At 65.8% G+C, this 23,763-nt stretch carries 18 protein-coding genes; 9 read left to right on the top strand and 9 right to left on the bottom strand.

All coding sequences use genetic code 11. The features are described 5' to 3' along the window. Positions 1 to 2: 2 nt before the first annotated feature. On the top strand, positions 3 to 1,298 hold the full coding sequence (locus M1M07_RS21265) for an acyl-CoA dehydrogenase family protein (RefSeq protein ID WP_248675464.1): 1,296 nt from the start codon (positions 3 to 5) through the stop codon (positions 1,296 to 1,298). Positions 1,299 to 1,641: 343 nt separating this feature from the next. Here M1M07_RS21265 and M1M07_RS21260 read toward each other — a convergent pair whose 3' ends face one another. The 6 genes from M1M07_RS21260 to M1M07_RS21235 form a co-directional block, all read right to left on the bottom strand. Next, positions 1,642 to 2,646: a hypothetical protein gene (locus M1M07_RS21260; RefSeq protein WP_248675463.1), complete on the bottom strand. Its 1,005-nt coding sequence runs from the start codon at positions 2,644 to 2,646 to the stop codon at positions 1,642 to 1,644. 226 nt (positions 2,647 to 2,872) lie between these two features. Beyond that, positions 2,873 to 3,571: a hypothetical protein gene (locus tag M1M07_RS21255; protein WP_248675462.1), complete on the bottom strand. Its 699-nt coding sequence runs from the start codon at positions 3,569 to 3,571 to the stop codon at positions 2,873 to 2,875. 14 nt (positions 3,572 to 3,585) lie between these two features. Then, positions 3,586 to 4,764 carry an insoluble domain protein gene (locus M1M07_RS21250; RefSeq protein ID WP_248675461.1) on the bottom strand — a complete coding sequence of 393 codons (1,179 nt, stop codon included), beginning with the start codon at positions 4,762 to 4,764 and terminating at the stop codon, positions 3,586 to 3,588. Positions 4,765 to 4,878: 114 nt separating this feature from the next. Beyond that, the gene (locus M1M07_RS21245; RefSeq protein ID WP_248675460.1) at positions 4,879 to 6,291 is read right to left on the bottom strand and encodes a ParA family protein; all 1,413 of its coding nucleotides are present in this window, start codon (positions 6,289 to 6,291) and stop codon (positions 4,879 to 4,881) included. Between the two features lie 2 nt (positions 6,292 to 6,293). Next, positions 6,294 to 6,644 (bottom strand): hypothetical protein, encoded by a 351-nt coding sequence (locus tag M1M07_RS21240; protein ID WP_248675459.1) that lies wholly within the window; start codon positions 6,642 to 6,644, stop codon positions 6,294 to 6,296. A 123-nt stretch (positions 6,645 to 6,767) separates the two neighbouring features. Then, positions 6,768 to 8,924 (bottom strand): FtsK/SpoIIIE domain-containing protein, encoded by a 2,157-nt coding sequence (locus tag M1M07_RS21235; protein WP_248675458.1) that lies wholly within the window; start codon positions 8,922 to 8,924, stop codon positions 6,768 to 6,770. Between the two features lie 1,018 nt (positions 8,925 to 9,942). On the opposite strand from M1M07_RS21235, the gene M1M07_RS21230 reads away from it, so the two are divergent. The 8 genes from M1M07_RS21230 (at position 9,943) to M1M07_RS21195 (ending at position 19,646) form a co-directional block, all read left to right on the top strand. Continuing rightward, positions 9,943 to 10,251 (top strand): hypothetical protein, encoded by a 309-nt coding sequence (locus M1M07_RS21230; protein ID WP_085470821.1) that lies wholly within the window; start codon positions 9,943 to 9,945, stop codon positions 10,249 to 10,251. 48 nt (positions 10,252 to 10,299) lie between these two features. Next, positions 10,300 to 10,710 (top strand): hypothetical protein, encoded by a 411-nt coding sequence (locus tag M1M07_RS21225; protein WP_248675457.1) that lies wholly within the window; start codon positions 10,300 to 10,302, stop codon positions 10,708 to 10,710. Continuing rightward, positions 10,694 to 13,756, top strand: coding sequence for an ATP-binding protein (locus M1M07_RS21220; protein ID WP_248675456.1), 3,063 nt, complete (start codon positions 10,694 to 10,696; stop codon positions 13,754 to 13,756). The genes M1M07_RS21225 and M1M07_RS21220 overlap by 17 nt, the downstream gene beginning before the upstream one ends. Then, positions 13,753 to 15,921 (top strand): hypothetical protein, encoded by a 2,169-nt coding sequence (locus M1M07_RS21215; protein ID WP_248675455.1) that lies wholly within the window; start codon positions 13,753 to 13,755, stop codon positions 15,919 to 15,921. Before M1M07_RS21220 ends, M1M07_RS21215 begins: the two co-directional genes overlap by 4 nt. Beyond that, positions 15,921 to 16,781 (top strand): hypothetical protein, encoded by an 861-nt coding sequence (locus M1M07_RS21210; protein ID WP_248675454.1) that lies wholly within the window; start codon positions 15,921 to 15,923, stop codon positions 16,779 to 16,781. Before M1M07_RS21215 ends, M1M07_RS21210 begins: the two co-directional genes overlap by 1 nt. Beyond that, positions 16,778 to 18,379 carry an NlpC/P60 family protein gene (locus M1M07_RS21205; protein WP_248675453.1) on the top strand — a complete coding sequence of 534 codons (1,602 nt, stop codon included), beginning with the start codon at positions 16,778 to 16,780 and terminating at the stop codon, positions 18,377 to 18,379. The genes M1M07_RS21210 and M1M07_RS21205 overlap by 4 nt, the downstream gene beginning before the upstream one ends. A gap of 214 nt (positions 18,380 to 18,593) precedes the next feature. Continuing rightward, positions 18,594 to 19,037 carry a hypothetical protein gene (locus M1M07_RS21200; protein WP_248675452.1) on the top strand — a complete coding sequence of 148 codons (444 nt, stop codon included), beginning with the start codon at positions 18,594 to 18,596 and terminating at the stop codon, positions 19,035 to 19,037. Positions 19,038 to 19,049: 12 nt separating this feature from the next. Beyond that, complete coding sequence (locus tag M1M07_RS21195) at positions 19,050 to 19,646, top strand: hypothetical protein (RefSeq protein WP_248675451.1); 597 nt, start codon at positions 19,050 to 19,052, stop codon at positions 19,644 to 19,646. 247 nt (positions 19,647 to 19,893) lie between these two features. Here the strand turns inward: M1M07_RS21195 and M1M07_RS21190 are convergent, their stop codons facing one another. From M1M07_RS21190 to M1M07_RS21180, 3 genes are all read right to left on the bottom strand, one after another. Next, positions 19,894 to 20,907 (bottom strand): GAF domain-containing protein, encoded by a 1,014-nt coding sequence (locus M1M07_RS21190; RefSeq protein WP_248675450.1) that lies wholly within the window; start codon positions 20,905 to 20,907, stop codon positions 19,894 to 19,896. Between the two features lie 68 nt (positions 20,908 to 20,975). Beyond that, positions 20,976 to 22,340: a cytochrome P450 gene (locus M1M07_RS21185; protein WP_145692858.1), complete on the bottom strand. Its 1,365-nt coding sequence runs from the start codon at positions 22,338 to 22,340 to the stop codon at positions 20,976 to 20,978. Between the two features lie 853 nt (positions 22,341 to 23,193). Further along, the gene (locus M1M07_RS21180) at positions 23,194 to 23,625 is read right to left on the bottom strand and encodes a helix-turn-helix transcriptional regulator (protein ID WP_145692857.1); all 432 of its coding nucleotides are present in this window, start codon (positions 23,623 to 23,625) and stop codon (positions 23,194 to 23,196) included. Between the last annotated feature and the right edge of the window lie 138 nt (positions 23,626 to 23,763).

The raw sequence follows: 23,763 nt of genomic DNA, 5'->3' as shown, positions 1-23,763 counted from the left end.
ACATGGCTTGGGAATTCTCCACCGAACCCGAGTTCCAGCAGAAACTGGACTGGATGACGAGCTTCGTCCGTGACGAGATCCGTCCGCTCGAGACCCTCGAGCTGACCTGGCCGCAGCTGCGCAAGGCGATCGCGCCGCTGCAGCAGGAGGTCAAGAAGCAGCAGCTGTGGGCCGCGCACCTCGACCCCGAACTCGGCGGCCAGGGCTACGGTCAGGTCAAACTCGGCCTCATGCACGAGATCCTCGGCTCCAGCCCCTACGGGCCGATCGTGTTCGGTTGCCAGGCACCGGATTCCGGAAACGCCGAGATCCTCGCCGCGGTCGGCACCGACGAGCAGAAGCGCCGCTGGCTCGACCCACTGCTCGCCGGCGAGATGTACTCGGCCTTCGCCCTGACCGAACCGGACAACGCCGGTGCCGATCCGACGAACCTGACCACCACCGCGGTCCGCAGCGGTGACGGCTGGGTCATCAACGGTGCCAAGTGGTTTATCTCCAACGCCTCCACCGCCGACTTCGTCATCGTCGTCGCCGTCACCGACCCCGACGCCGAACGGCACCGCCGCGCCTCGCAGTTCATCGTCCCCATCGACGCCCCCGGCCTCGAGGTGCTGCGCGACATCGCCTCGATGGAGAATCCGTCGCCGCGGGAGAACACCTACGGGTCGCACTGCGAGGTCGTCTTCCGCGACGTGCAGGTCGGAGGCGACGCCCTGCTCGGCAGTCCCGGTGACGGTTTCCTGATCTCGCAGAAGCGCCTCGGTCCGGGTCGTATCCACCACTGCATGCGCTGGATCGGCCAGGCCAACCGCGCCTTCGACATGATGTGCGAGCGCGCCACCTACCGTTTCGCCCACGGCAGCGTCCTCGGCGAGAAGCAGACCGTCCGCAACTGGATCGCCGATTCGGCCGCGGAGATGCAGGCGCTGCGACTGATGACGCTGCAGGCGGCCTGGGTGATCGACACCCAGGGCACCAAGGCGGCTCGCAAGGAGATCGCCATGATCAAGTACTACGGCGCGAAGATCCTGCACGACGTCATCGACCGGTCCGTGCAGACGCACGGCTCCCTCGGCTACAGCTCCGACCTGCCGCTGGAGTTCATGTATCGCGCGGCTCGCGCCGCACGCTTGTACGACGGACCGGATGAGGTCCACCGCGACACCGTCGCCAAACTGATCCTGCGCAACTACCACGCTCCCGCGGACCGGGTGCCGAGCGAACATGTCCCGACCCGCCGACGCTCAGCGCTCGAGCATTACCCCGCACTGTTCGACGAGGTCCTTGCTTCGGTTTGAGCTCAACGAATGACCATGTCCTCTTAGACCACGGCCCCGAAAGCCTGCTCCTCTGGCTCACACGGTGTGACAGCAACAAGAGCATCCCTCTTCGTGGATGCGACCCCACCGTCGAGAGGTGTCGGGACAACGGCGTCTCTCTGCGCCAAGGGGACGGGCCGAGAGTGCAATTGCAAGGTGGCGGGTCCGGGAAGTGACTGATCCGAAGTGTTGGTGCGGGATATCAGCCAGCTATGCAGGGCTCGAGCGCCCCCGATTGCCCTCCCGGGCCTGCCTCGCTTCTTCGAGCCGCGTCATTGATCAACTGCTGGTAGACGACGTCGGGCAACGCCCACCGGGGAAGTCATGCCGACTGCAACTCGCGGACAGTCTCGGCGGCATCGGCAGCAGGTAGGGGTGACACCGTGAATCCTTCGGTTGCGGCGGCTGCAACGAACGAGCGCCACCGGCGACTGACGGTGGACTTGTCGACGTGCAACCGCCGCGCAACCTGGGTTTGCCGCAGGTGCGGTTCGTCGATGAGCATCGCCGCCACGCGTTTGACCGAGTCGGTGAAACTGCTGTCGGCGAGGAACTGCTGCAACCCGGCCGCGGTGTGCGGGTAACCGTTGCGCGTTGTATCGGCGCCGCGGTCGTTCACGGCAACGTCGGCGTCCACGGCCGTCTCGGCGAGGGCAACACCCGCAACGCCGGACTCGCGTGAGGTGCCGGGTGCTGCACCATCCGCTCGGTGGTGCACCTCGTGGGCATGGCCCGCATCGGTTGCGCTCTCTCGCGTGGCCACGGCGACGAGCGTGAAATCATGCTCCGTTGTCTTCTCGGTCGCAGTGCGGGTCGGTGCAGCGGCGTTGCCCTCGCGTTGCACGACATGACCCACCGTTGCAGCATCACGGCGTTGGGTGCGTTCTTCGATGACAACCTGCAACATCATGGTGAACAGGTGAAACAGGGCCAGCCACAACAGCGGGAAGATCGCCGCAATGACCGCGGCAATGGCTGGGGGTTGCGGGATGAAGTCGAGTATCTCCCCCGCTGCAACGCGCGCGAGGTTGCGGGCAGCGAGTTGATACGAGTGGTACGAGTTGCCCACCACACTCAACGCGACGGTGACGACCGCCAAGGCCATGCAGTAGCGCCGCGCCCAGGCGTGCCGGTTGGCAACGCGGAAGATGACGTAGCCGGCGGTTGCGGCGGCTTGTGCAACGTCGATGGCAACCGGCGCCATCCACGCACGGCTCGGATGCACATTGATTTCGATGGCCAGTGCCCGCAACGCATCGAACGACAGTGTGAACGCCAGGCCGGCGAGGAACAGGGCCATGGTTGCCACTGCGGCGACACCGAGCATCTTCGAACGCTCCGGTTGCGCATCGTGGTGCAACGGCGGTGCGGACTGAGTGGAGTCATCGGACACGACGGGAGCCTCTTTCTACGAAAATTTCTAGAGGGGTGCTGATTCGGCTACTGACGCGGTCACCGCACCCGCTCCCCTCTCGCCGGGGTGTGGACACGACCTCCGCGAGATGCACACCGCACGAACCACGCCGGGGACGGTGGAGGGGCGGATCCGGTGATCAGCTGAAGACGTCGACGAACCACTTGCCGTCGATCTGCGCGGTGGTGACGGTCTGGGTGATGCGCTGTAGGCCGTCGGGGCGCAGTTCGGACAGATCGACGAGATAGACATCCTGCGAGAGGGCTTTGGTGCGTACGCAGTAGTTGGTGCCGACCGGGATGGCGTCGATGAACGGCTGCAGCTGTTCGGCCGGGACGACAGAACTGTTCGGCGTGGCCAGGGCGCGGGCGGCGATCGCGTCGCGGCGGATGTAGTAGGCGTAGTTCCACGCGGCGATCACCCCGGCACCGCTTCTCTGATCACCCCGATCGGCGCGGCACTCGTCGTCGAGATCGGACACCGGAGCCGCAGGTGCATCGGAGAGCTCGAGTATCGGTGCGCCGGTGCCATCCACCTGCGTTGCAGCAGCAACATTCTCGGAGTCATCACCCGCAACACCCCAGATCACACCTGCGATGACGGCCGCAGCAACACCCACAATTGCCGCTGCAACGATGCGCGTGCGTTGCGGTGTGTACCGCCCGGAGCGGTCACGCGGCGCAACAGCGGGTGCAACCAATGCACCGTCCACTGCGTCGCCGGGTGCAACCGCATCAGAAGTTGCACCCGGCGACACGGTGGGTGCACCGCCGAGAAGGTCGACGACGGCCGGATGCCGAGAGGTGTTCTTGCCGAGTTTCATGGGATGCACCCACATCCTTATCTGTCAGGTCAGGCCTGGGCGCCGGCGCCCTGGCCGATGGCGGTCGAGATCATTTCGGCGGCGGTCCCGGCCGAGCCACCGAAGAACGTCTCGAGGGTGGCGTCGACGGCCGTGATCACACTGTCGCCGCCGGGCTGGACTGTGACCCACTCGCGGGCCTGCGCATCGATCTGCGGGGCCGTCTGCACCGCGTCCTGTACTGCGTCCGCGGCAGCGGCACCGACCGGTCCGGAGGACTGCCACTGCTCGACCGTCGCCGCGGCCTGCTCGGTGAGCGCGTCCTGGTGCACATCGGGCAACTCGACCTCGATCGGCTGGCCTTCGTCGTCCCCGGCACCGAATGCGGTTCCTGCGGCCAAACCGACTGCGCCGCCGACGACGGCACCGGGGACTGCGCCGACGGCGCCGCCGATCGCCGCCCCCGCTGCGGTGCCTGCAACGCCGGTGGTGACCTCGGGCAGCACCGGGATCGGCAGCGGCACCACGCCTCCGAGGGCGGCGCCGCCGATACCGCCGATGGTGCCGCCGATCAACGCACCCGGCACCGCACCGGCCACCGCACCGGCGGTCGCACCCGCGGCGACACCGCCGATCTGGGCGGCGGCGACGCGATCGGCGCGGTCGGCATCGACACCGACGGATGTCCAGAAGGTGGCCACCTGGGAGCGGGTCAGGCCGGCGGTGTTGTTGGTGCGCTCGCGGTCGGCGTCGGTGACCCAGTTCGGCTGGGTGAAGTGGTAGTCGCCGACCATGATTTTCTCGGGCGGGGCGATGTAGATCGGGGCTTGCTCGACCTCGATCGGGGCGTGCAGTGTCGACAGGTCCAGCGGCGGGGTGTAGCTGGCCTGCCGGTCGTAGCGGCCGGTGTCGTAGTCGTAGTTCGGCAACGGCGCATACTGCGGCGTGACTGCCGGTGGGGCGGACCAGTAGATCGGCTCGGACGGCGCCTCCGGCACCGACACCGCGTCGGGTTTCGGCGCCGGGGCGGGGGTAGTGGTGGTGCCGCCCTGGGTTGCGCCGCCGGTGGTGCCGCCCTGCGAGGGAGCCGCCCCGGCCGTCGGGGCCAGCACCAGGCCTGCAGCTACGGCTGCAGACGCGACGAACGTGGCCGTGGTCTGACGCTGGGCTGCGCGGCGGCGGTGGACGCGGCGGGCCGCGCGGTTACCGGTGGGAGTGTCGTTGTTCATCGAAGGGTGCCTTTCGTGTGTCGGCCTCCCAGGAGGCCGGGTCTGGTGGGAAACAGGGAAAAGCTGGGGTGGAGCACCGCACGTCCGGTCCGAAGGTTGTTCCGGGCCAACGGATCAGTCCACGGCATCTGCGATCAGGTCGATGACGGTGGCGGCGAGGACGGTCAACGCATCGCAGGTGTCGCGCCGCAGCCCGCTGAGGGTGATGCGCTCACCGGAGGCGAACAGCGGCTCGAACGGCATCCGGCACACCGGCACACCGAGCGCGGAGAACGCGTCGACGGCGTCGGTTTCGACCATCGGCACATCGCCGGGACCGTCGGTGATGACCACGACAGTGCGGGCGAGTGCGTCGGGGCGGACCGTGGCCATCGCGGCGAGGGTGTGTCGCGCTGCCACCGCACTGTCGCGGCGCAACGGCACCGGAACGATCACCGCGTGCGCGGACGCGATCGCCCACCGCCAGCTACCGGCATGGCTGGAGTTGCCGGTATCAGCAACCAGAACGTCGTAGTGACGTCCGAGGATCGACGCCAGTGTGGCGGCATCGTCATAGTTCAACGGCGTCGCAGTGCCGGTCGGTCCGGCAACCATGTAGGAGCCGCACGGTTGGCGGGTCAGGTAGCGGGTGAGCGTGGACGGGCGCACCTGATGCGCGGTGTCGCTCAGATCGGTGAGCAGGGTTGCCGCGTCCTGCCCTGCGGCCGGTGGGACGGCCACACGGTCGGTGAAGCTGCCGCCGATCTCTCCGAGATCCAGGCACGCGATTGTGGCGGGACCGCGGTGTTCGGCGATGGTTTCGGCCAGGCCGATGGCCATCGGGGTTTTGCCGACGCCGCCTTTGACGTTGGCGACGGTGATGAGCGCGCCCTCCGGCAGTGGGCGGCCGATCGATGTCTGCGCGCTCCGCAACCGTATCTCGCGCGAGTCCGCTTTCGGTGCGAGCTTCAGGCCGAACATCGCGTTGACGCGTCCGCGAACACCACTCTGGGCAGGTGCACTGGTCGCGGGATCCACACGGGGTGCGGACAACGCAGACAGTGCATCGAACGGAGCGCTGAGCGGCTCTGTGACCGATCGCGTAGGCCGTGTGGACGTCGGTCCCGGAATGGGTGCCGGCGCGGGCTCTGCAGGCTCCTGGGAGGCCTTGGGAACATTCTGTGCGGGTGTCTCGTAGGTGATCGGGTCGGCCGCCACGGTCACCGGTCCGGTCGGCGCGGCGGTAACCGGTTCTGCGGCGGCCGGTTCGAGTTCGGTCTTGACGACCGGAATGGGCACGCTCGGAGCACTTTCGGTGAGTTTGCCGTCGGGGCCGACCGTGAGAAACCGCGTGTCTTTGCCCGTCCGGTAGATCACCTCGACGGCGGCCTGCTGCTTCACCGCGAGCGTGCATACGAACTCGTGCACGACAGCCGCGAGGGCCTTGTCCTCGGTCGCGGCCAGGTCCATCGGCGGTACATCGACACCGGTGAGCGTCGCGCGTGCTGTCGTCGCGGAGGTCGCTTCGATCTCGACGGTCGGCGCCATCGTTAGTTGGTCCCGCCGAAGGCACCGGCGCCGGCCAGTGCGGTGTCCATCTCGTCGACGACGGACTCGGTTTGCGCCAGCTCGTCGAGGGCTGTGTCGCGGGCCTTGCCGTCGGGCAGCGCTTCGATCACCACACGGCGCTTGGTGGCGGCGTCGCGGATCTCGGCGAGGCGCTCGCGCGTGAGTTCTTGCCGTTCGTCGAGCTTGGCCAGCCACACCGGCGACGTCGCCTTGAAGTAGTCGCGCAGGGCCTTGATCACCGGATCGTTGGCGCCCTTGGACACGAACGGTCCGCGCAGCGCGGCAACGTCCTCGGCAGTGGGGGTGATCGATTGGGAAATGCGACGGGTCATCGGGCGGTCCTTCCGGGTAGTGGTTGCTGGGCGATTCAAGGAGGTGACGGACGGTTGAGGCGAGGCGAGTCACCGCGGCTGTTCAGCAGTAATCCGGCGCTCGCACAGCGCGATGTCGGAGCATCACGCGGGCTGGTCGACGAGGTCGGGTTCGGGCAGGACGACGACACCGGTCGCGTCGAAGGTGATGCGGGTTTTCACGCGGCCGGTGCCGACGGTCAGGACGGTCTCGACAACCTCGCCCCGGGTGCCGCGGCGCACGTCGACCGCCGAGGCGGTGACCGGCACCAGCTCGCCGTCCTCGTTGTCGATGAGCACGGTCTGTCCGGCGGTCACGCTCGAGGCCGGGATGACATCGGCGAAATCGTCATCCTCGGCCTCCGGTTGCGGTACAAATCCAGCGCCGGTCTTGGTCATCGACACCGCACCGGTCTCCCCCGTCTCCGCGCCGCCGAGGACGATGGGTTCGGGGACGCTGCCGTGGCTGCGTGCACGCCGGGCCAGGGCGCGTTCGGATTCGATGAAGTCGGCCAGTTCCGGCGAGTAGCAGGTGAACTGCGGCGCCTCGACCGGTATCAGGCCGTCGATGATCGCTTTTTCGCTCGTCGACAGTTGGTTCCACTTGTTCGGGTGCCGGTCCACATTCGGGGTCCACCACATCTGCGCATCGACCGGGGACCCATCGTCACCGAGCGCGATACCGCGGCCCTTGACCGAGGTATCGACCTCCCGCCCGACGGTGGAGTCGCCCCACATCATCAGCGCGCCGTCCTGCGAGAGGTTCCCGAGCGAAATGCGGGTGCCGAAGTTGTCACGCGCATTACCCGAGGCGCCGCCGAACAGCGACGCATCCGGACGCTGCACACCGAGCAACAATCGGATGCCGGCAGAGCGCGCGAGCACCGCCAGATCCGCCCACGCGCCGAGCGGATCGAGTTCTTTGAGCTGCGCCTTGGTGTCGTCGTCGCCGGTCTTGGCCAGGCGCTGCCACTTGCCGGAGAGAATGAAGAATTCGTCGAGCACCGCGATCATCAGCGGCAACTGTGAGCCTTCGATCTTCATCTGATGGATGTAGGCGTTGCGCGCCATCATCTCCGTGTGCAGGGCGCGCACGAACATCGCCGCGCGCAGCGCGTCGTAGATGATCGCCCCGCACCCCGGATAGCCCTCGAGGCCGTCGAGTTCGATCATCTTCGGATCGACCCCGACGAACGGGATCCCGCGGCGCGCCGCCTCGGTGAGCAGGGTGCGGATCACCGAGGTCTTGCCGCCACCGGTGGGGCCGACGATCAGGCAGTGCGGTTTGTTGGAGCTGGTCGACACATCCCAGTACATGATGCGGTCGGCGGCACCGGTCGCGTAGGGCAGGTGTCGCAGGTTCTCATCGACCAGTTCGAGGGGATGGTCGACGCGGTCGGGCATGGCGGTGACCAACCGCATCACCAGATAGCCCTTGTTCGGGTACCAGTCGCAGGTCCAGTGGCGTCCGGACTCGTGGGGGCCGGCCAGAGAGGCGAGGGCTTCGTCGACCTTGGCCTGAAAAGCGGGGGCACCGGCGTTCATCGACTTGGCGAAGGCGATTCGGTAGCTGGTCTCGATGCCGCTGTCGTCGGTGGTGTCGACGCTGACCTTGGGGCTTTTGAAGATCGAGGCGGCATCGAGCGCGTCCTGCAGGACCTTCTGTCGTTCGCTGCGGGTATCCGGGGCGATTGCAGTGCGTGTGAGGACCAGGCGGTCGCGGTGTGCGTCGTGCCGGACCGTCATCGCCCACAACTCGGTGTCGAAGGCTGATTCGACCGCTCGGGAGAGCTGCTCGAACTGCTTGGGCCGGATCACCGCCCCGCGCGGCAGCGTGATGGTTGCGCGGCGCATCGTGCGTCCGCTCATGGGCAGCGGAACGGAGATTTTCGTGGGTGTGTGGCCGGTGCTCTGTTGGACCATCGCTTCGAGCATCTGTGACCAGCGGCGAGCGCGATGACGGACAAGGTCGAGGCCGATCAGCGGTGCGGTCACCACTGTCAGTGGCCATCGGTAGTCGTGCAGCCCGGTCAGCACGTCGATCGCGGCCTGGTTGCCGGCTGCGGCGGCAATGAGATGGGAGCTGGCGAAGGCCGCCGCGGCAGGTACCGCCGTGAACGGCGAGACCGGCACGAAGCGCGGCACCCGCGACGTGCGGCCGTCCTCGCCGACGCGACCGCCTTGAGCGGTAGTGGTGTCGCCGAACGTGTCGCGCCAGGCAGCGACAAGCCAGTCCTTGAGAGGGTCGGGAGTTCCGCTCACTGCCTGTGCCTTTCGCTCGCGGTGGCGCCGATCCGGATGTCGTCCGGTGCGGTGTGTGCGAGCACCGTGGCAGAGGGCTCAGGTTTTCACCAAGCAGGTGACCCTGTTCCGCATCGGGTGAACGGTTCACGTTCCGGTGCGTGACAGCGCTGACCGATCAGGTTGCGGTCCAACATGTTCGAGGCGCATCGAGAACGAGCCGGGTTCAGCACCGTGAACAGCGTTGAGCACGTGGCTCGTACAGCACTGCGGCGAGCGCTCATTCCTGCGTCCCATCCACCGGTTGCGTACCGGTGTGTCGAGCGCTCGACCGAGCGTGTGCACTCGTGCTCGCATGCGCTGTGTCGAGCGCTCCCCACGCCGTCGAACCGTGCAGTTATCTAGGATGTACATCGCCGGCGCATCCAGCGCTCCGAATAGCGTCCGACATGGACGTCTGCGAATAGCGTTGGCGCCCGGCGCAATTCTGGATTACACTCCCCCCAAGGAACGCCGGGGGGAGTGACCCCGTAAGGGGTACGCGTCGCAGGCGCTGTATCGGGCGCTCGGATCGATCGCTCGAATCCACCGCTGTGTTCACGCGCTCAGTCGAGCGCTGTTCGATGCGCGCTCGGGCAACGCTCGGGCAGCGGACTGTCTCCGACGATCCGATCGCCGCCTGACGAACGCGCTTCCCACACCGCGTGTATCGGCATCGACCTATGCGCAGCCGGCACCACTGTGAGCACTCCCCCGTGCCGCCACAGCACAAGCACGACGGCGCACCGACGAACCACCACAACGTCCGTGCTGACTTCGAGTGCGTGAACCTCGCTGCTGCACAACCTCAACCGCGCGTGCTGGGCAGTACCCTCCGGCCTCATTTGTCGAGGCGGGTTTCTTACGCGCGATCTGTCCACCGACCGCGGCGGATCCGCGCCGGATGCGCGGTCACCTGCTTGGCCGAGATTGCCTCTTCGTTTTACGTTCTCGGCCGTCGCCTCTCGGGCGTACGACCGAACCCGTCACTGGAGTGCTCATGTCTCTCGCGTCAAGCTTTGCCGAATTGGCGATCACGACCGTCCCGCGCGGTGACGTGCTGGCCCAGACCACCGAGGTCAACACGACCGGGGTGCGCGCCTGGATCGAAGACAACATCGTCTTCACCATCCTCGTGCTCATCGCGTGCGTGGTGTTGATGGGTGGCCTGCGCGGCAACTTGTCGAAGGTCGTCACCGTCGGCGGCCTGTCACTGGTGGGCATGGCGTATCTGGGCATCGCGACGAACACCACCGCAGCCACCGGTATCGGCAACTGGCTCCTCGGCCTGATCGGCATCCAGGTCTGACCACCGCGCAAGCACCGCCCGACAGCCAATGGATGGGAGAGATCGTCCGTGATCGACAACGACGACATGCTGCACCGCGTGGACCGTCACTATCTCGGCCCGACTGGCTTCACATTGCCGTTCCGGCTCCGCTACGGGGCGGTCGGACTCGGCACCGTCATCACCGCCGCGGTCTTCGTCGTCGCACGCGCGATCGTGCACGTCCCGCTCGGTTTCCAATCTCTCGTGCTCATCGTCGCGATCGGCGTGGTGATCACCGCGCGGGTGACGAAGTACGTCAACGCCGACCGTCCATTGCGCTCGGTGATCACAGCGGCGTGGAACGACCTGATCGCGCCGCGCCCACCGAAGGCGGGTCAGACCGTCGTGCTCCGCATCCCTGCTGCGTTCCACACCTCGCGGAGTACCGGTGCCGCGACGTCGTACGAAGGGAACTCCACCGATGCCTGTGCAGCCTGACAACGACATCGCCGCGCTGTTCGATCCGAACTTCGACGACCCCGAACCGACCGTGGTGCCGCCGGGTGCGTTGCCTCCGTCGTGGGCCGCCGCGATCGCCGCCCATCGCACCCACTCCCCCACCACAGCGTCCGCCCCGCCACCGTCGGAGTTGGCGTGGTCCCAAGTGCCCGACAGCAGCATCACCGCACCCGCTGCAGCGGTCGCCCCGACCGCTCCAGTCGAGGCAGACGCACCAGCCGGCAAGCGCACGCGCGGACGCACGAAGCGCGGCACGAGAACCGGCACCGACGCGGAGTTCACCCGCCAGTCCAAGGCGGCGGCCAAGCGCGCCGAGCGTGCACGCAAGGCAGTGCGTCTGCAGCTGGTCGGGGTGGAAGGCAACATCACCCGCACCCGCACCCAGTCCACGGCGTGGTTCGTGCAACCGCCGGGACCGTGGAATATGCGCCCGGTAGCCCGGCAGCGCCGCTACATCCAAAACGAAGCGCTGGTGCTGGCGAACCTCGCCGAAGCCGGCGTGACCGGTCTGCACCGCCGTCTGGTGCGTACCCCGTGGCCGGTGCGCCAGTGGGCGCAAGCGCACGACGGGTGGGCCGAACCGATCCCGGATGTTCCCGGTGCGTTGTCGTGGTCGGATTATCTGCGTGGTCAGCAGCACGCGATGCTGTGGGGCAACCCCACCCTGAAGGGCCGCTACTGGGGCATCGAACTGCCACCGCGCTCCACGCTCGCCGTCGGACTCGACACCGTCTCCGAATGGCTACTACCGGTCGTCGATGCACCGCTGCTCGGACGCGTCGCGAAGCTGGTCCGCTCGTGGGCGCGCACGGCGTTCCTGGGCGAGCAGAAGGCGCTCGCCGATCATCTCGCCGCGATCGAACGCATCCTTTCGGGACAGGGGGTGCGCGCCAAGCCCGCCACCGCCGCGCAGATGGACTATCTGCTGCTGCGCTCGGCCTCGCTCGGGTTACCTCTCGATGCCGAGGGCGTGATCTCCGGCGGCGGGAACTGGGAACACTCCGATGTCGCCGCGCTCGAAGACCTCACCGACCTGGAATTGACCCCCGGAGACGGGTACACCACCGTGCGTGGTCAGGTCGGTGGCCGCGACTACATCGGCTACGCCATCGTCCTCACGGTTGGGCGCATGGCACCGCTACCGGTCCCGGAGAAGATGTTGCCCTGGCAGGTCATTGGTGACTCGTCCGGTGAACCGCTCGAATGGTCCGAACGCCTCCGGCTGAAGACCAAGAGCCAGACCGTCCGGAGTCTGCGCCGGCTCACCGCGCGCATCGAGGCGCAGTTCGACCACTACACCGTCGAACACGACCAGGTCCCACCGCAGGAACTCGCCGAACAACACGCACTTGCGCAGCGGGTGATCTCCGACATCGAAGACGACCACTCCGGGTTGTCGGTGCGCACCGAGGGTTGGTACCGCGTCCTTGTCGTCGGCTCCACGCCGGAGGAAGCGAAGCAGAAGGTGTCGATGCTGCAGGAGATGTATGCCCCGCGCATCCGCCTTGAGCAAGAGCACGGGCAGTACCAGTTGCTGCGCGAGTTCATCCCGGGCGAGCCGCTGGCGAATATCGCGCACTGCCGGCGCATGAGTGTCGAAGCCGTCTCCGCCGGGATGGCTGCGGTCGGTGACCGGATCGGGGACCGCACCGGCGTGGTGATCGGCGAGACCGCCTCGATCGCACCGCGACCGGCGGTGTGGGATCTGTTCGCCGCGCACGAGAAGAAGCACAAGTCGGGTCTGACCCCGATCGTCGCGGTGCCCGGATCGGGCAAGACGTTCCTCGCCGGGATGCTCGTCTACCAGGCGGTGCGTGCCGGGGCCTACGGGGTGGTGCTCGACCCGTCCGGACCGCTCAAGAAACTCGCGCAGCTGTCCGAGTTCCGCAGTGTCGCCGATGTCCAAGCGTTGACCGGTCGCACCTCCCGACCCGGCTCCTTGAATCCGTACCGGGTGATCGTCGATCCGCGGCGCGACGACCCCGACTACGACCCGTCCAATCCGGATTACGCCGACGATGCCGATCCGGTCGCCGCCGTCCGCGCCCAGTACGAGGCCGACATACGGGCCGCGCAGGCCGAGCGGATCTCGGTGGCGGTGTCGGTGCTGAAGATGATGCTCTCCCCTGCCCGCCTCGAGCACGAGTGGACCGAAACCGTCCTACAGACCGCGGCGAACACCGTCGGCGGCGGGCGGCACCACAACCTGCGCGAAGTCCTCGACGCGATCGCCGCGCTCGGCCGTGACGACGAGAACGTCGAGCTGCGCACCTGCGCGCGCAGCGTGCATCAAGAGCTGTCGATGATGGCCGATCTCGCCGAAGCACGCGTGCTCTTCCCCGAACGCGCCGCCACCGGCGAGCCGGAGGACATCGTCGACAACACCATTCGCCTGACGGTGTTGACGATGCCCGGCTTGCAGCTCCCACCTACCGGCACCGATCCGGCGCAGTGGACCCCGCAGCAACGCATGGCCGGCCCGCTGATGCACATGGCTGCGTGGCTGGCGAACCGCCTCGTCTACGAGCTACCGCGCTTCGAGCGCAAGGTGCTGTTCCTCGACGAGAACAAGTATCTCGAACAGACCGGCGCCGGCCGCACTCTGAACCTGCGTATCGCCCGCGACAGCCGCAAATACAAAGTCCGCGCCCTCGTGTGCTCACAGCTACCCGATGACTATCTCGGAGTCGACGGCAGCGACGACAAGTCCGCACTGACCTATGAGGTCATCATCGGCGATCTCGGCGGCAACACCCACGCCATCGACGGCGCCCTCAAATTGTTGAACTTGCCCTCGGGGGAAGGCTACGAAGCGCTGTTGGCCGATCTCGGGGGCGGCGGGGAAGATACCCTCGACGAGGACACCGACACCGACCACCTCGATCAGGCCCGCCGGTTCATCGTGAAGATGGCCGACGACATCGAACTGATCCGCTCGGACTGGACCCACTTCGTCCACCTCGCCCACGTATTCGCCGCACTCGATTCCCGCGCGACCCGAGTTGCGATGGGCACCCCGGCATGAGCGCGCAACACGCACGCCGGATGTCCCTGGTCCCGTCGCTCTCCGTCCGCTACGTTGGGCGGGCCGGCGAGCTCGTTGCCCGTGTTCTCGTCGTGCTGATCCTCACCACGATCGCACTGATCGGGATCAGCACCGGGACGGCTGTGGCCAGCGGTTTCGGCTGCAAGGACGTACCGTCCCCCGAGTTTCCGAACGAGACCGTCGAGACGACCTTCGACTCGTCCAGCGCCAACCGGCCGCCGCTCGAGGGCGGGGGCGGTACGGGTTACGAAAGTTACGGCTGGGCCGGACTGAAATGGCACACCTACGACCTCGGCTGCGGCGAAGACCTGGTACGCGCTCCCGGCGCGGTCAACGACACCACGCTGGGCAACACCTTCCTGACGATCGGGAAGTCACTGGCGGCCGCGGCGTTCTGGCTCGACGACCAAACCAAGACCGGACGCGACGCACTCGACGGCGGAGTCACTTCAGCATTCGAACAGTTCGACCGGATCGTCTACTCGATCAGCGACGGCATGCGCGGGGTCTACGGACAGTGGCTGGGGATCGCGCTGACCGTCGTCGCTGTGATCGTGCTGTGGAAGTCGCTGAAGGCGGACACCACCGGCGTCACCCGAACCTCAGCGATCGCAGCGGCCGGGCTCATGCTCGGGGCACTGATGGTCGGTGCACCGCAGAAGGCGGTTCAGGTCGCCGACGACACGTTCGGTTCACTGATCACCGATACCCAGGATCAGATTTTCTCGGTCCAGTTCGGGGACGGCCCGGGCGGCGGCACACTCCTCGGTGGACCGACCGACCCGCGCAACGTACTGATCGACCAAGTTTTCCTTCCGGATTGGCGCACGGGGTGGTTCGGCACCAACTACGACGACGCGGACACAGCCGGGCTCGGTCCGAAGCTGCGTGATTCGCTGGCGTTTTCGTACGAAGAGCAGCAGCGCGTCAAGAACGACCCGGACGCGCAGGCCGAACTCGCCGAGCAGAAAGCCGACGCGTTCCGCGAGATCGTCGCGTCGCTGGAAGCCGACCATCAGTTGTCCTACTACCAGTTCCAGGGCAAAGACTCCGGCCGCACCTCGACCGGTTTCATCGGCATGGTCAAACTGGCCATGCCGTCGATGCTGTGGATCGGCGCCACCATCCTGAAGATCACCGCACTGCTCGCGATCCGGTTCGCCATCCTGTTCGCGCCGCTGTGGGTGCCGTTCGCGATGATCGCCGGTGGGTGGCTGGCCCGCATCCTGCGCATGCTTGCGACCGCCTACCTGTGGGGCGTGGCCGGTGCGGTCATCGTCGCGCTGTATTTGATGGCGCTCGTGCAGCTGTACGTCGATGCCGACGGACAGGTCGACGGGTCCTGGCGGTTGTGGTTCATGGTGCTGCTCACCGTCGTGTGCTGGGCAATCATGCGTCCATTCAAACGGGTAGGTCAGACGTTCACGCAGAACAGCTCGAGCATGGTCAACCGAAAAACCCGCGAGGCAAAGCGCTCCCTCAAAACCAAGGCATTCGCCGCGGCAGGTGCCGCCGTCGGTGGCCCGGGCGCAGCGATCGCAGCCAAGACCGGCGAACGCCTGACGCGAAGGAACCGCAGGGACGACGACGAGCTCGAGACACAGGCTGCCATTAGCACCCGGCCTGAAGGTCGCGGACTCAACAACCGCCGACAGCAGGCACTGGCCCAGGCACGAGCACAGGCACGCACGAGCAGAACCGAGCACCTGGGCCGTGGAGCGGACCGTGACGCACGCATCGCCGGTATCGCGGCCAATGCCGGCCGCGATCTGGACCGGGGCGCGAACCCGTTGGGTGCCAAGGACACCGATCGGGTCGTCGCCTCCGGTGCGGCCGCATGGAAACGGTTGGACAAGGACGAGTCCGAGGATCGACGCCGGGAGCGGCAGGCCCGTAAGGAACTGTTGACCGCCAGTGTCGGTCAGCGCTGGGATGGCGGGGATCGCTCGGCCATCGCACCGATGAAGGTCTACACCCCGAGCCGCCCCCGCGCCTCCGCACGCGCCGCCACCAGCACCGGCACTCGTGAGTCGCGGCATGCCGCCCTCCGCGGTGAGCATTCGACGGCGTCCACGCCGTCCCGACCACAGGTGTGGCATGCGCCCACCCCAGACGGTCCTACTCCGCGGGACAGGTACCTCTGATGTCTCGGTCCGGACCCAACCCCGTGTTCGCCCCGATTCGCCGCTGGATGCTCTATTCACGCACGAACCTGGCGGTATCGGTGGTCGCTGTCGTCGCGGTGTTGTCGCTCGTCGGCATGCTGTTCGGGGAGAATCCGCAGTCGCAGACCGCGAGTGCCACGGCCGCCGCAGCCCCCGAGACCGAGGCTGTGGCGACGGCGGACGCGATCAGCTACGAGCTCGACGAGGTGAGCGAGTCCCAGGTGGTCGCCACGACGGCGACCGGGGCTGCAGCCAGCGCACCGGCCACTGCGATGGCCTATGCCCACACCTTCGTCGACACCACACTCTCGGATACACAGTGGACCGCCGCGCTTGGCCGCTACACCGTCTTCGAGCCCGGACAAAGCACCGTGGCCGCCCGACCGCGCACTCCGGTGGTCATTACCGGACCCACGATGAGCACTCCCGTCGCCGGCCCCGCCGGAAGGCAGAGCGCACGGGTCCTCGTCCCGACCCAGGCCGGAGAGATGACGGTCTCGGTCGTGGTTGAGAAGCTGGCCGGTGGGACGCAGCGTTGGGTGGTCGACACTCCCCTGCCGACCCTCGACCTGTCCAACGTCGAGAACACCGTGCCGTCACCCACCGCACCCGCGGGCCCTCAGACTTCGGTGGGGTCGACGGCACCCCGACCGTCGCTGACCTCGCCCCCGGCATCTACACCTCCCTCGACGTCCGTTTCCAAGGAGCCAGAGCCGGAGCCGGAGCCGGAGCCCACGCCCAGTCGCAACGCCGACTCTGCACCGGTGCCGGTGCCGATGCCGGTGCCGGGTCCGATTCCGATTCCCGACCTCGACACCCCGATCCCGGGGCAGCTGTGACCATCAACAGCGTCGGCAAGGCGCTGCTGCTCAGCGGCGCAACCGTCATCACCATCGGCATATCCGCCTGTACGACCGGAACTCCGGTGATCCCCCACCATCCGTGCCGCACCGTCCCCACCCGCGCCAACAACGCTGAAAGGACATCGGATGTGCACATGCGTGTATCCGGCCCGATACAGCTACCGGTCCACCCCGGAACCACCACCCACACATCCGGATTCGGCCCACGCTGGGGGACGCACCACCAAGGCGACGACCTGGCCGGACCGGTCGGAACGCCGATCCTTGCCGCACTCGACGGAATCGTGGTCGCCGCAGGATCCACTGGTGAAGGACCGGGCGTCGGATTCGAGAACTGGGTGATCATCGACTCGAAGGTCGACGGCTCTCCCGTGAGCACCGTCTACGGACACATGTTCGCCGATGGCATCCACGTCGCCCCCGGACAACAGGTCACTGCCGGTGAGCACATCGCCGACATCGGCAACGCCGGAAGCAGCACCGGAGCGCACCTGCACTTCGAATATTGGCAGGGCGGAAGGTTGCAGGGCGGCACCCCGATCGACCCGGTGACCGTGCTACCCGAGATCGCCCGGCAGAACGGCGGAGCACCACCGTCCGTCAAGGACCATCATGACAACGACCGTCACAGCGATCAGGACAACAACGTCCGGCTCGTCGCCGCCTCCCGCTCAACCGCCGACTGCTCGGGATTCGGCATAGCCGGCGGCGGCGACCTGGCCTTCGGGACCGTACCGGACGAGTTCGAGCCGTGGCTGCGCCGCGCGGGCGGGGTGTGCCCCGACATCGACTCACCGCTACTGGCCGCACAGCTCCAGCAGGAGAACAACTTCCGCTACGGCCCGGACGCCCCCGTCTCACCATCCGGCGCAATCGGACCGGCGCAGTTCATGCCCGGAACCTGGGCCACCTGGGGCAAGGACCACGACGGCGACGGAACAGCGGACCCGAACTCGATCGCCGATGCGGTGATGTCGCAGGCGCACTTCATGTGCGCACTCCACCACGATGTTTCCGAGATTCCGGGTGATCCGATCGAACTGACGCTCGCGGCCTACAACGCCGGCCCAGGGGCGGTATTGCTGCATCGCGGTATCCCGCCCTACGCCGAAACACAGAACTACATCGCCAAGATCACCGCAGCCCGCACGGCCTTCACCAACCCGAACTCACGGGGCCGCTTCATGCCGAATGCCTCCGGTGACAACCGGCAGGTCGTCGCGGCCGCGCGCGAATACCTTGGCACCCCGTACGTCTGGGGCGGTGGTGGCATCGCAGGCCCGTCCAATGGAGGGTTCGACTGCTCCGGCCTGACGTCGTTCGCGGTCCACGCAGCCAGCGCCGGCACGCTCACGCTTCCTCGCACGTCCGAGCAACAGTGGACTGTCGGAGTCGAGATCCCGATCAAGGAGGCGCAGCCGGGGGATCTCGTCTTCGGCAGCTGGGGACCGAACGGGCCCGGCCACGTGGGGATCTACTCGGGCAACGGTCAGATGGTCCACGCACCCACGACCGGCGACGTCGTCACCGAAGCACCGCTCCAAGCAGGGATGAAAGCCCGCCGAGTGATGTAAGGAAACGTGTTATTCGTGCTGGTCATCAAGCATTCTCATGTGAATCGGAGGGGTCCTTATGAGAGCAGGAAAACTTGTCGTGGGGGTGCTGATCGTCCTGACCGTCAGTTGGGGCGCGCATTCATGTCTGTCGCCCCAGAGAGAAGTCGCGGAATCGGCACCCGCTGGCTCAGCGCCATCTATCTCCCCGACATCAGCTCCACCCACTACGACAGTGACCTCCTCTCCCGCCGCTGCGGAAGGCACGAGCCCGTCCCCGGCAGCTCAGGCCGCCGAAGACGCGGCCAGGCAGGGTCTGACCGTGGTGTTCACCTGGTACCCAGCCACCGACCGCACCCAGAACGACGCCTACGGCCGCGCACGCCCCTGGCTGACCGACTCCCTTACCCAACGCATGAGTGTCGACGCCCGCACCGAACGCGGACCAAGCGTGCAGTGGACTCACTGGGCCGAGCAGCAGACGAAGGTCATCGCCGACGTCAACATCGAATGCTCCGGCTGCCCCGCGGACACCGACACCGTCATTCACCGCGTGGCCACCATCAAACAAACAGCGGTGTCCGACAACGGCACCGATACCGTCCAGCCCGACACCACGGTGTGGGCCACGATCGTTCAAGAGGACGGCCGCTGGCTCATCGACGAAATCCGTTACTGACCCGGAGGACCTGTGAAGCCCAAGAACCTTGTCATCGCTCTGATCACCGCAGCTCTTGCAGTGGGCGTGGTTTCGTGCGGGAGCGACGAGCCGACCGCGCCTGCCCCCACAGTTGCGCCAAGTACGACAGCAGCACCTGCGGCCGTGTCGGCTTTCGGCGAGGACAGCACCGACATCCTCTTCAAGATCCATCAACGAAACGCTGTCGCGATCATTGAAACAGTCGAAGAACGTGGAGGTACGCCGGAACAGGCAGTTGCAGCACTTCTCGCCGGTCAGGCCGAGACGGGATGGAGGTCCGGGTTATCTCTGCCTTCGCCAGCCACCGCCATCGCGGACATCTACGGATGGCGTTTCGCGTACAACATCGGGGCCGATTCCACGGACGCAGTGCGCGCGGCGACATACACGTTCATGGACAACGCTGCTGACGTGGACGTCGAACCCGGGGATCTGGTGGCGTACGCGTTGGCGGTGCAGCGAGCCGATACGCGCGAGTACGTCGAGGACAAGCGCTTTTACACGAACGGTGAGACTGCCGCGTCGGAGTACGCAAAGGCCCAACCCATCGCCGAGGCTGCATACGCGGAGCTGCGCCTCGGACGGTAGCTCTGGACACGTGCAGTGCCAGACGTGCGCGGTGTTCCCTGCCAATTTATCCGAGTTCGACAGGCAGCCTTCTTTTCCGAGATCGTGCTCCTTCGCAGCAGGAAGGGCTACGCACCGACGAGGTCCCCAGTGCAGTTCTGTCGGTATCCTAGCGTCTCAAGCGCAGAAGTACGATGAGCAAGTACAAACCGCCCTACGCTGTCAGGCGTTGGCCGCGCCAATGCTCGAAGACGGTGCCGTTTAAAGGTCAGTAATGATCGTCTACCGGAGTGACCTGGATGAGCGTCAGCTCCGCGTGGGCAGGGCGATCCTTGAGTTGGAATGGGCGCATAGTTACCGAGGACTTCACCCATTCGTCCTCACCACCGTGCAATTGCACCAGATCCACGGTATATGGGGCTTCTCCAAGACTGATTCGCTGCGCGCTGGCCTGCAAGGCAGGTAGATCGTCCGGGTGCACGACAGGTCCGGTCAGGTGCGCGTACTGCCATTCGAGCCACTCCGGGGCACGGCCGATCCACAACACGATCGAGCCTCGGTAGGCTTCGAACAGTGCGACGTGCACCTTTGACCCGTCGAGTCCTTCGGTGAGTCCGAGCTCGGCGAGCGTGGGCATGGATGGCGGATAGGCGTCGGAGAAGTCATGGTAGAGAACACGCACGCCCTTCCCGTCCGCGGTAGGTCGCAGGATTACCTGCCACTGCATGGCGTGGCCGTGATCGTGACGGACTGAGAACCAGGCGCTGAGCACCATCCCCGGCTTGGGCGCCAGGGTGATCTCCAGGAACTCCTGTTCTTTTTCCATATGGATCGCCCGATTGATGTAATCCGAGGACAGCGCCGTAGGCACCCAGTCTTCGAGCAACGTTCCCGACATGGCCGCGGACTCCCAGGTCTGGTAGATCAGCCAATCGGTGGTCGACCAGAACACCCCTGACGTCAGTCGTCGCGGTGTCATCTTCTCCTTCGGATCGCCGACCCACATGTGGATGCCGTGCACGTCGCCGAAGGGACCGATGATGGGCCAGGCGTAGAACCGCCACGCTCGGTTCAAGCGCTTCGAGTGCAGGACACGTTCGAACGGTTCCCGTGTCTTCCGTACGTGCTCGATGATCGGCTCGACGAGGATGTCTGCCGCTGGCGAGATGCTTCTCCTGGTGGAGAGCATGTTTTTCGTCTCGTCTCCCGAAGCCACCAGTGTCGCGACGTCCTCGGTCAACGTCTCGATCAAGTGCCATCCGCCCATGCAGACCTCGCTCATTACGATTGCGTATCGATCAAGCGGTCAGTGTAACGGTCGTCCATCCTCATGCGATTGAGCGTCGCGTCTCATCGCTTGCGGGGTCGCATAACCAGGCGCAGGTTCTTGGGGCGGATCGTCAGAAGCTCTTCCACCTTCAACTCGTATCCCGGGATGGGTGCGATGTCGAAGTGCGTAAGGATGCGGGCCAGTGCGAGTACGGCCTCGTGCAGCGCGAATTGGCGACCGATGCACGCACGCGCTCCGACACCGAATGGCTTGTATGCGTGGGCCGGACGAGCCCGTACAGCTGCGGGCAAGAACCGATCCGGATCAAACCGCTCTACGTCGTCGCCCCACAGTTTCGGATCGCGGTGCAGGGCGAGCAGGACCACCAGGATGGTTTCGCTTTTGCGGATCGGATAGCCGGCCAGGGTGGTCTCTTGGCGAGCTTTGCGAAAGAAGGCCGGGCCGGATGGCCACAGTCGCAACGTCTCATCGACGATGCGCCGTACGTATCGCAACTTGGCGACCTGCTCGAAGCGCACCGGTGCGCCGTCCGTTCCGAGCACCTCGTCGATTTCTTCCCGGGCGCGTTCGACGATCTCAGGGTTGCGCGACAGGTAATGCAAAGCGAACGACAGCAACCCGGCGGTGGTCTCGTGACCGGCGATCAAGAAGGTCAGGACCTGGTTGCGGATGCTTTGATCCGACATCGTTTCCCCCGTCTGGGGATCCGGGTTCTCGAGCATCCGCTGCAACAAGTCATCTTGTCGTGGCGTCTCACCGCTGCGGCGGGCAGCGATCACTTGATCGACAGTGGTCTTCATCAGCGCGATATCTTTCGGATTTTGGCGCATAGCCTTCCATCCAAGAATTTCCCGAAGGACCGGAACATCATTCGCAGTTTGAGAGACGTACGCCATCGCGCGACTCATCGATTCGACGAACGGGTGACGGCCAGGGGCGAACGAGTCGAAGCTGTAGCCAAACCCCGTGCGGCCGATAACCTCCAGGGTCAGCCGGTTCATATCAGAAGATACGTCTACAGGCCCGCCACTAGCCGTATCGACCCAGTAGGCACATAGTTGGTCGATGCATTCGGCCATCGCGTCGTGGTAGCTGCGCATCGATGCCTGACTGAAGGCCGGCATCAACACATTGTGCGCCTGCGCCCAGGCCGGCTCGCTGTTGAATGCGGTGAAAAGTCCGTCACCTGCCAGTTCTCGCAGGTTGCTTACCGGGGGGACGACTGCCTTGGCGAAGCGGTTTTCGTCAAAAACCTCTGCGGCTGCGTCGCCACCGCCGACCACGATGACCTTGCGACCGAGGATGCTGATCTCGAAGACGTCGCCCAACTCCTGCACGAACTGCGCTTCCCGCTGCACCGGTCGCTGAGGGTCAAGGCGCAACACATCGCCCAGCAACGGCAGCCGCCACGACGGCCGAGGCATCCGCTGTTCCGCCACCTTGCCCTCCCCTGGAACGTTCGGCGTGATTTCTCCGGAACGGGCACTCCCCACAGAAGTCATGGCCCGAGTGTGCCGTACCGCCGTCTCCTCCGCCGAACCCCCACCTCTCGACCCGTGACGTGCCGGATCGGCCTTGACGACGCAAAAAGCACATGTCATTTCACTGCGCCAAGATCCATTCTTCGGAATCGCGCCGCGATCGAACGAGGGACCTGTCTGGAGCGAAAGGTGGATGACTTCATCCCGCCGCCCAAATAGCTACGAACCCCGCTGCGCACAGCCACTATTCATCTATGGCTGCCAGATCAACCATACGAGCCACCTACCGACACCTCAGGCACCTTCGGCCCGTTCAACCATTGCAGTGTCGCCACCGTGAGCACATCCGAACTCTGCATAGAGAGAACGCGACTGCACCGCCTTGCCCCAGCTGCTCGAACGGCCCCAGCCGAGCAGAACGACGAATGGATTGACGCGTCCGTCATCTGGAACTCGAACCTCAAATACGCTCTCGCACCGACGAGTCAGACACTGTCAACCAAAGCTGCCAAGCAAGAGACATCGGAAGCTCTCCCACTCCGATACGTCCCGAACATCGAACGTTACAGTGATTTGCGACACACACTTTGCCTCAGCTGCCCCACCTGGGTAAGTTCTCATGTGCCCGGGGGAGTGCCTCCTTCGCGCTCGCACCGGTCGGTGAGTGATTCCCGTCTGGAAGCAGTAGGCCCACGAAAATCGTGAGGTCTGCTTCCAGCTACCCGGAATCGGAGACGACATGCGGAGCGCGGGCACCGATAACGAACGACGCACAAGACGCCCACGAGCGAAAGACCTACGAAGGCTCGCCGAGCGGCCTGTTTCGAGCGCGTTCGTGCGCCGCTCGCAGTTCTTCCTCCGAAATCCCCAACGCAGCGGAGAGCCTTTCGCCGACGTTGTCGGAAAGCGAAATCACGCCGCGTTCCACACAACTCACAATCTGAGTGGTAACGCCGGCCTTGGCGCCGAGTTGCGGTTGCGTCAGGCCCAGCAGCACACGCCAGTCACCCGGGTAGCGCTCGGTCTCGGGCACTTTCACCACGTCCGCAATCGTCACCCCAAGCACTTCGACAACCCGCGCGAGCAAATCGACCTGCGGGGAGGACTCGCCCATTTCCCAGCGGCGGACGGTCCCTGTGCCCACCTTCGCGACCCGCGCGATCTCCGTCTGCGACAAGCCGGCGTTGAGGCGCGCCTGACGCAGAGCGTCGGGACTGAAGCCACGCATTACCCGTCGGCTCACCGTCCGAATCCTCCTTGTGAAGTCGTCATCGCTAGACACTGTGCAACTCCCTCGATACGATGCGCGCATATGGATTTGAATAGATCGTTTGTATAGATGGATGATATGGAAGGAGCGAAGTAG

The organism is Rhodococcus sp. HM1 (assembly GCF_023218075.1).
In the GTDB taxonomy this organism is placed as follows: Bacteria; Actinomycetota; Actinomycetes; order Mycobacteriales; family Mycobacteriaceae; genus Rhodococcus.
Note: the sequence above shows the minus strand (reverse complement) of the source record. Positions and strands in the feature narration are given on the sequence as shown.

What these genes read in the sequence shown, in the direction of transcription:
- M1M07_RS21265 (WP_248675464.1), top strand. Translation starts at nt 3, where the DNA reads ATGGCTTGGGAATTCTCCACCGAACCCGAGTTCCAGCAGAAACTGGAC.
- M1M07_RS21250 (WP_248675461.1), bottom strand. Translation starts at nt 4,764, where the DNA reads ATGAACAACGACACTCCCACCGGTAACCGCGCGGCCCGCCGCGTCCAC.
- M1M07_RS21245 (WP_248675460.1), bottom strand. Translation starts at nt 6,291, where the DNA reads ATGGCGCCGACCGTCGAGATCGAAGCGACCTCCGCGACGACAGCACGC.
- M1M07_RS21230 (WP_085470821.1), top strand. Translation starts at nt 9,943, where the DNA reads ATGTCTCTCGCGTCAAGCTTTGCCGAATTGGCGATCACGACCGTCCCG.
- M1M07_RS21255 (WP_248675462.1), bottom strand. Translation starts at nt 3,571, where the DNA reads ATGTGGGTGCATCCCATGAAACTCGGCAAGAACACCTCTCGGCATCCG.
- M1M07_RS21240 (WP_248675459.1), bottom strand. Translation starts at nt 6,644, where the DNA reads ATGACCCGTCGCATTTCCCAATCGATCACCCCCACTGCCGAGGACGTT.
- M1M07_RS21190 (WP_248675450.1), bottom strand. Translation starts at nt 20,907, where the DNA reads ATGAGCGAGGTCTGCATGGGCGGATGGCACTTGATCGAGACGTTGACC.
- M1M07_RS21210 (WP_248675454.1), top strand. Translation starts at nt 15,921, where the DNA reads ATGTCTCGGTCCGGACCCAACCCCGTGTTCGCCCCGATTCGCCGCTGG.
- M1M07_RS21215 (WP_248675455.1), top strand. Translation starts at nt 13,753, where the DNA reads ATGAGCGCGCAACACGCACGCCGGATGTCCCTGGTCCCGTCGCTCTCC.
- M1M07_RS21185 (WP_145692858.1), bottom strand. Translation starts at nt 22,340, where the DNA reads ATGCCTCGGCCGTCGTGGCGGCTGCCGTTGCTGGGCGATGTGTTGCGC.
- M1M07_RS21220 (WP_248675456.1), top strand. Translation starts at nt 10,694, where the DNA reads ATGCCTGTGCAGCCTGACAACGACATCGCCGCGCTGTTCGATCCGAAC.
- M1M07_RS21180 (WP_145692857.1), bottom strand. Translation starts at nt 23,625, where the DNA reads ATGCGTGGCTTCAGTCCCGACGCTCTGCGTCAGGCGCGCCTCAACGCC.
- M1M07_RS21260 (WP_248675463.1), bottom strand. Translation starts at nt 2,646, where the DNA reads ATGCTCGGTGTCGCCGCAGTGGCAACCATGGCCCTGTTCCTCGCCGGC.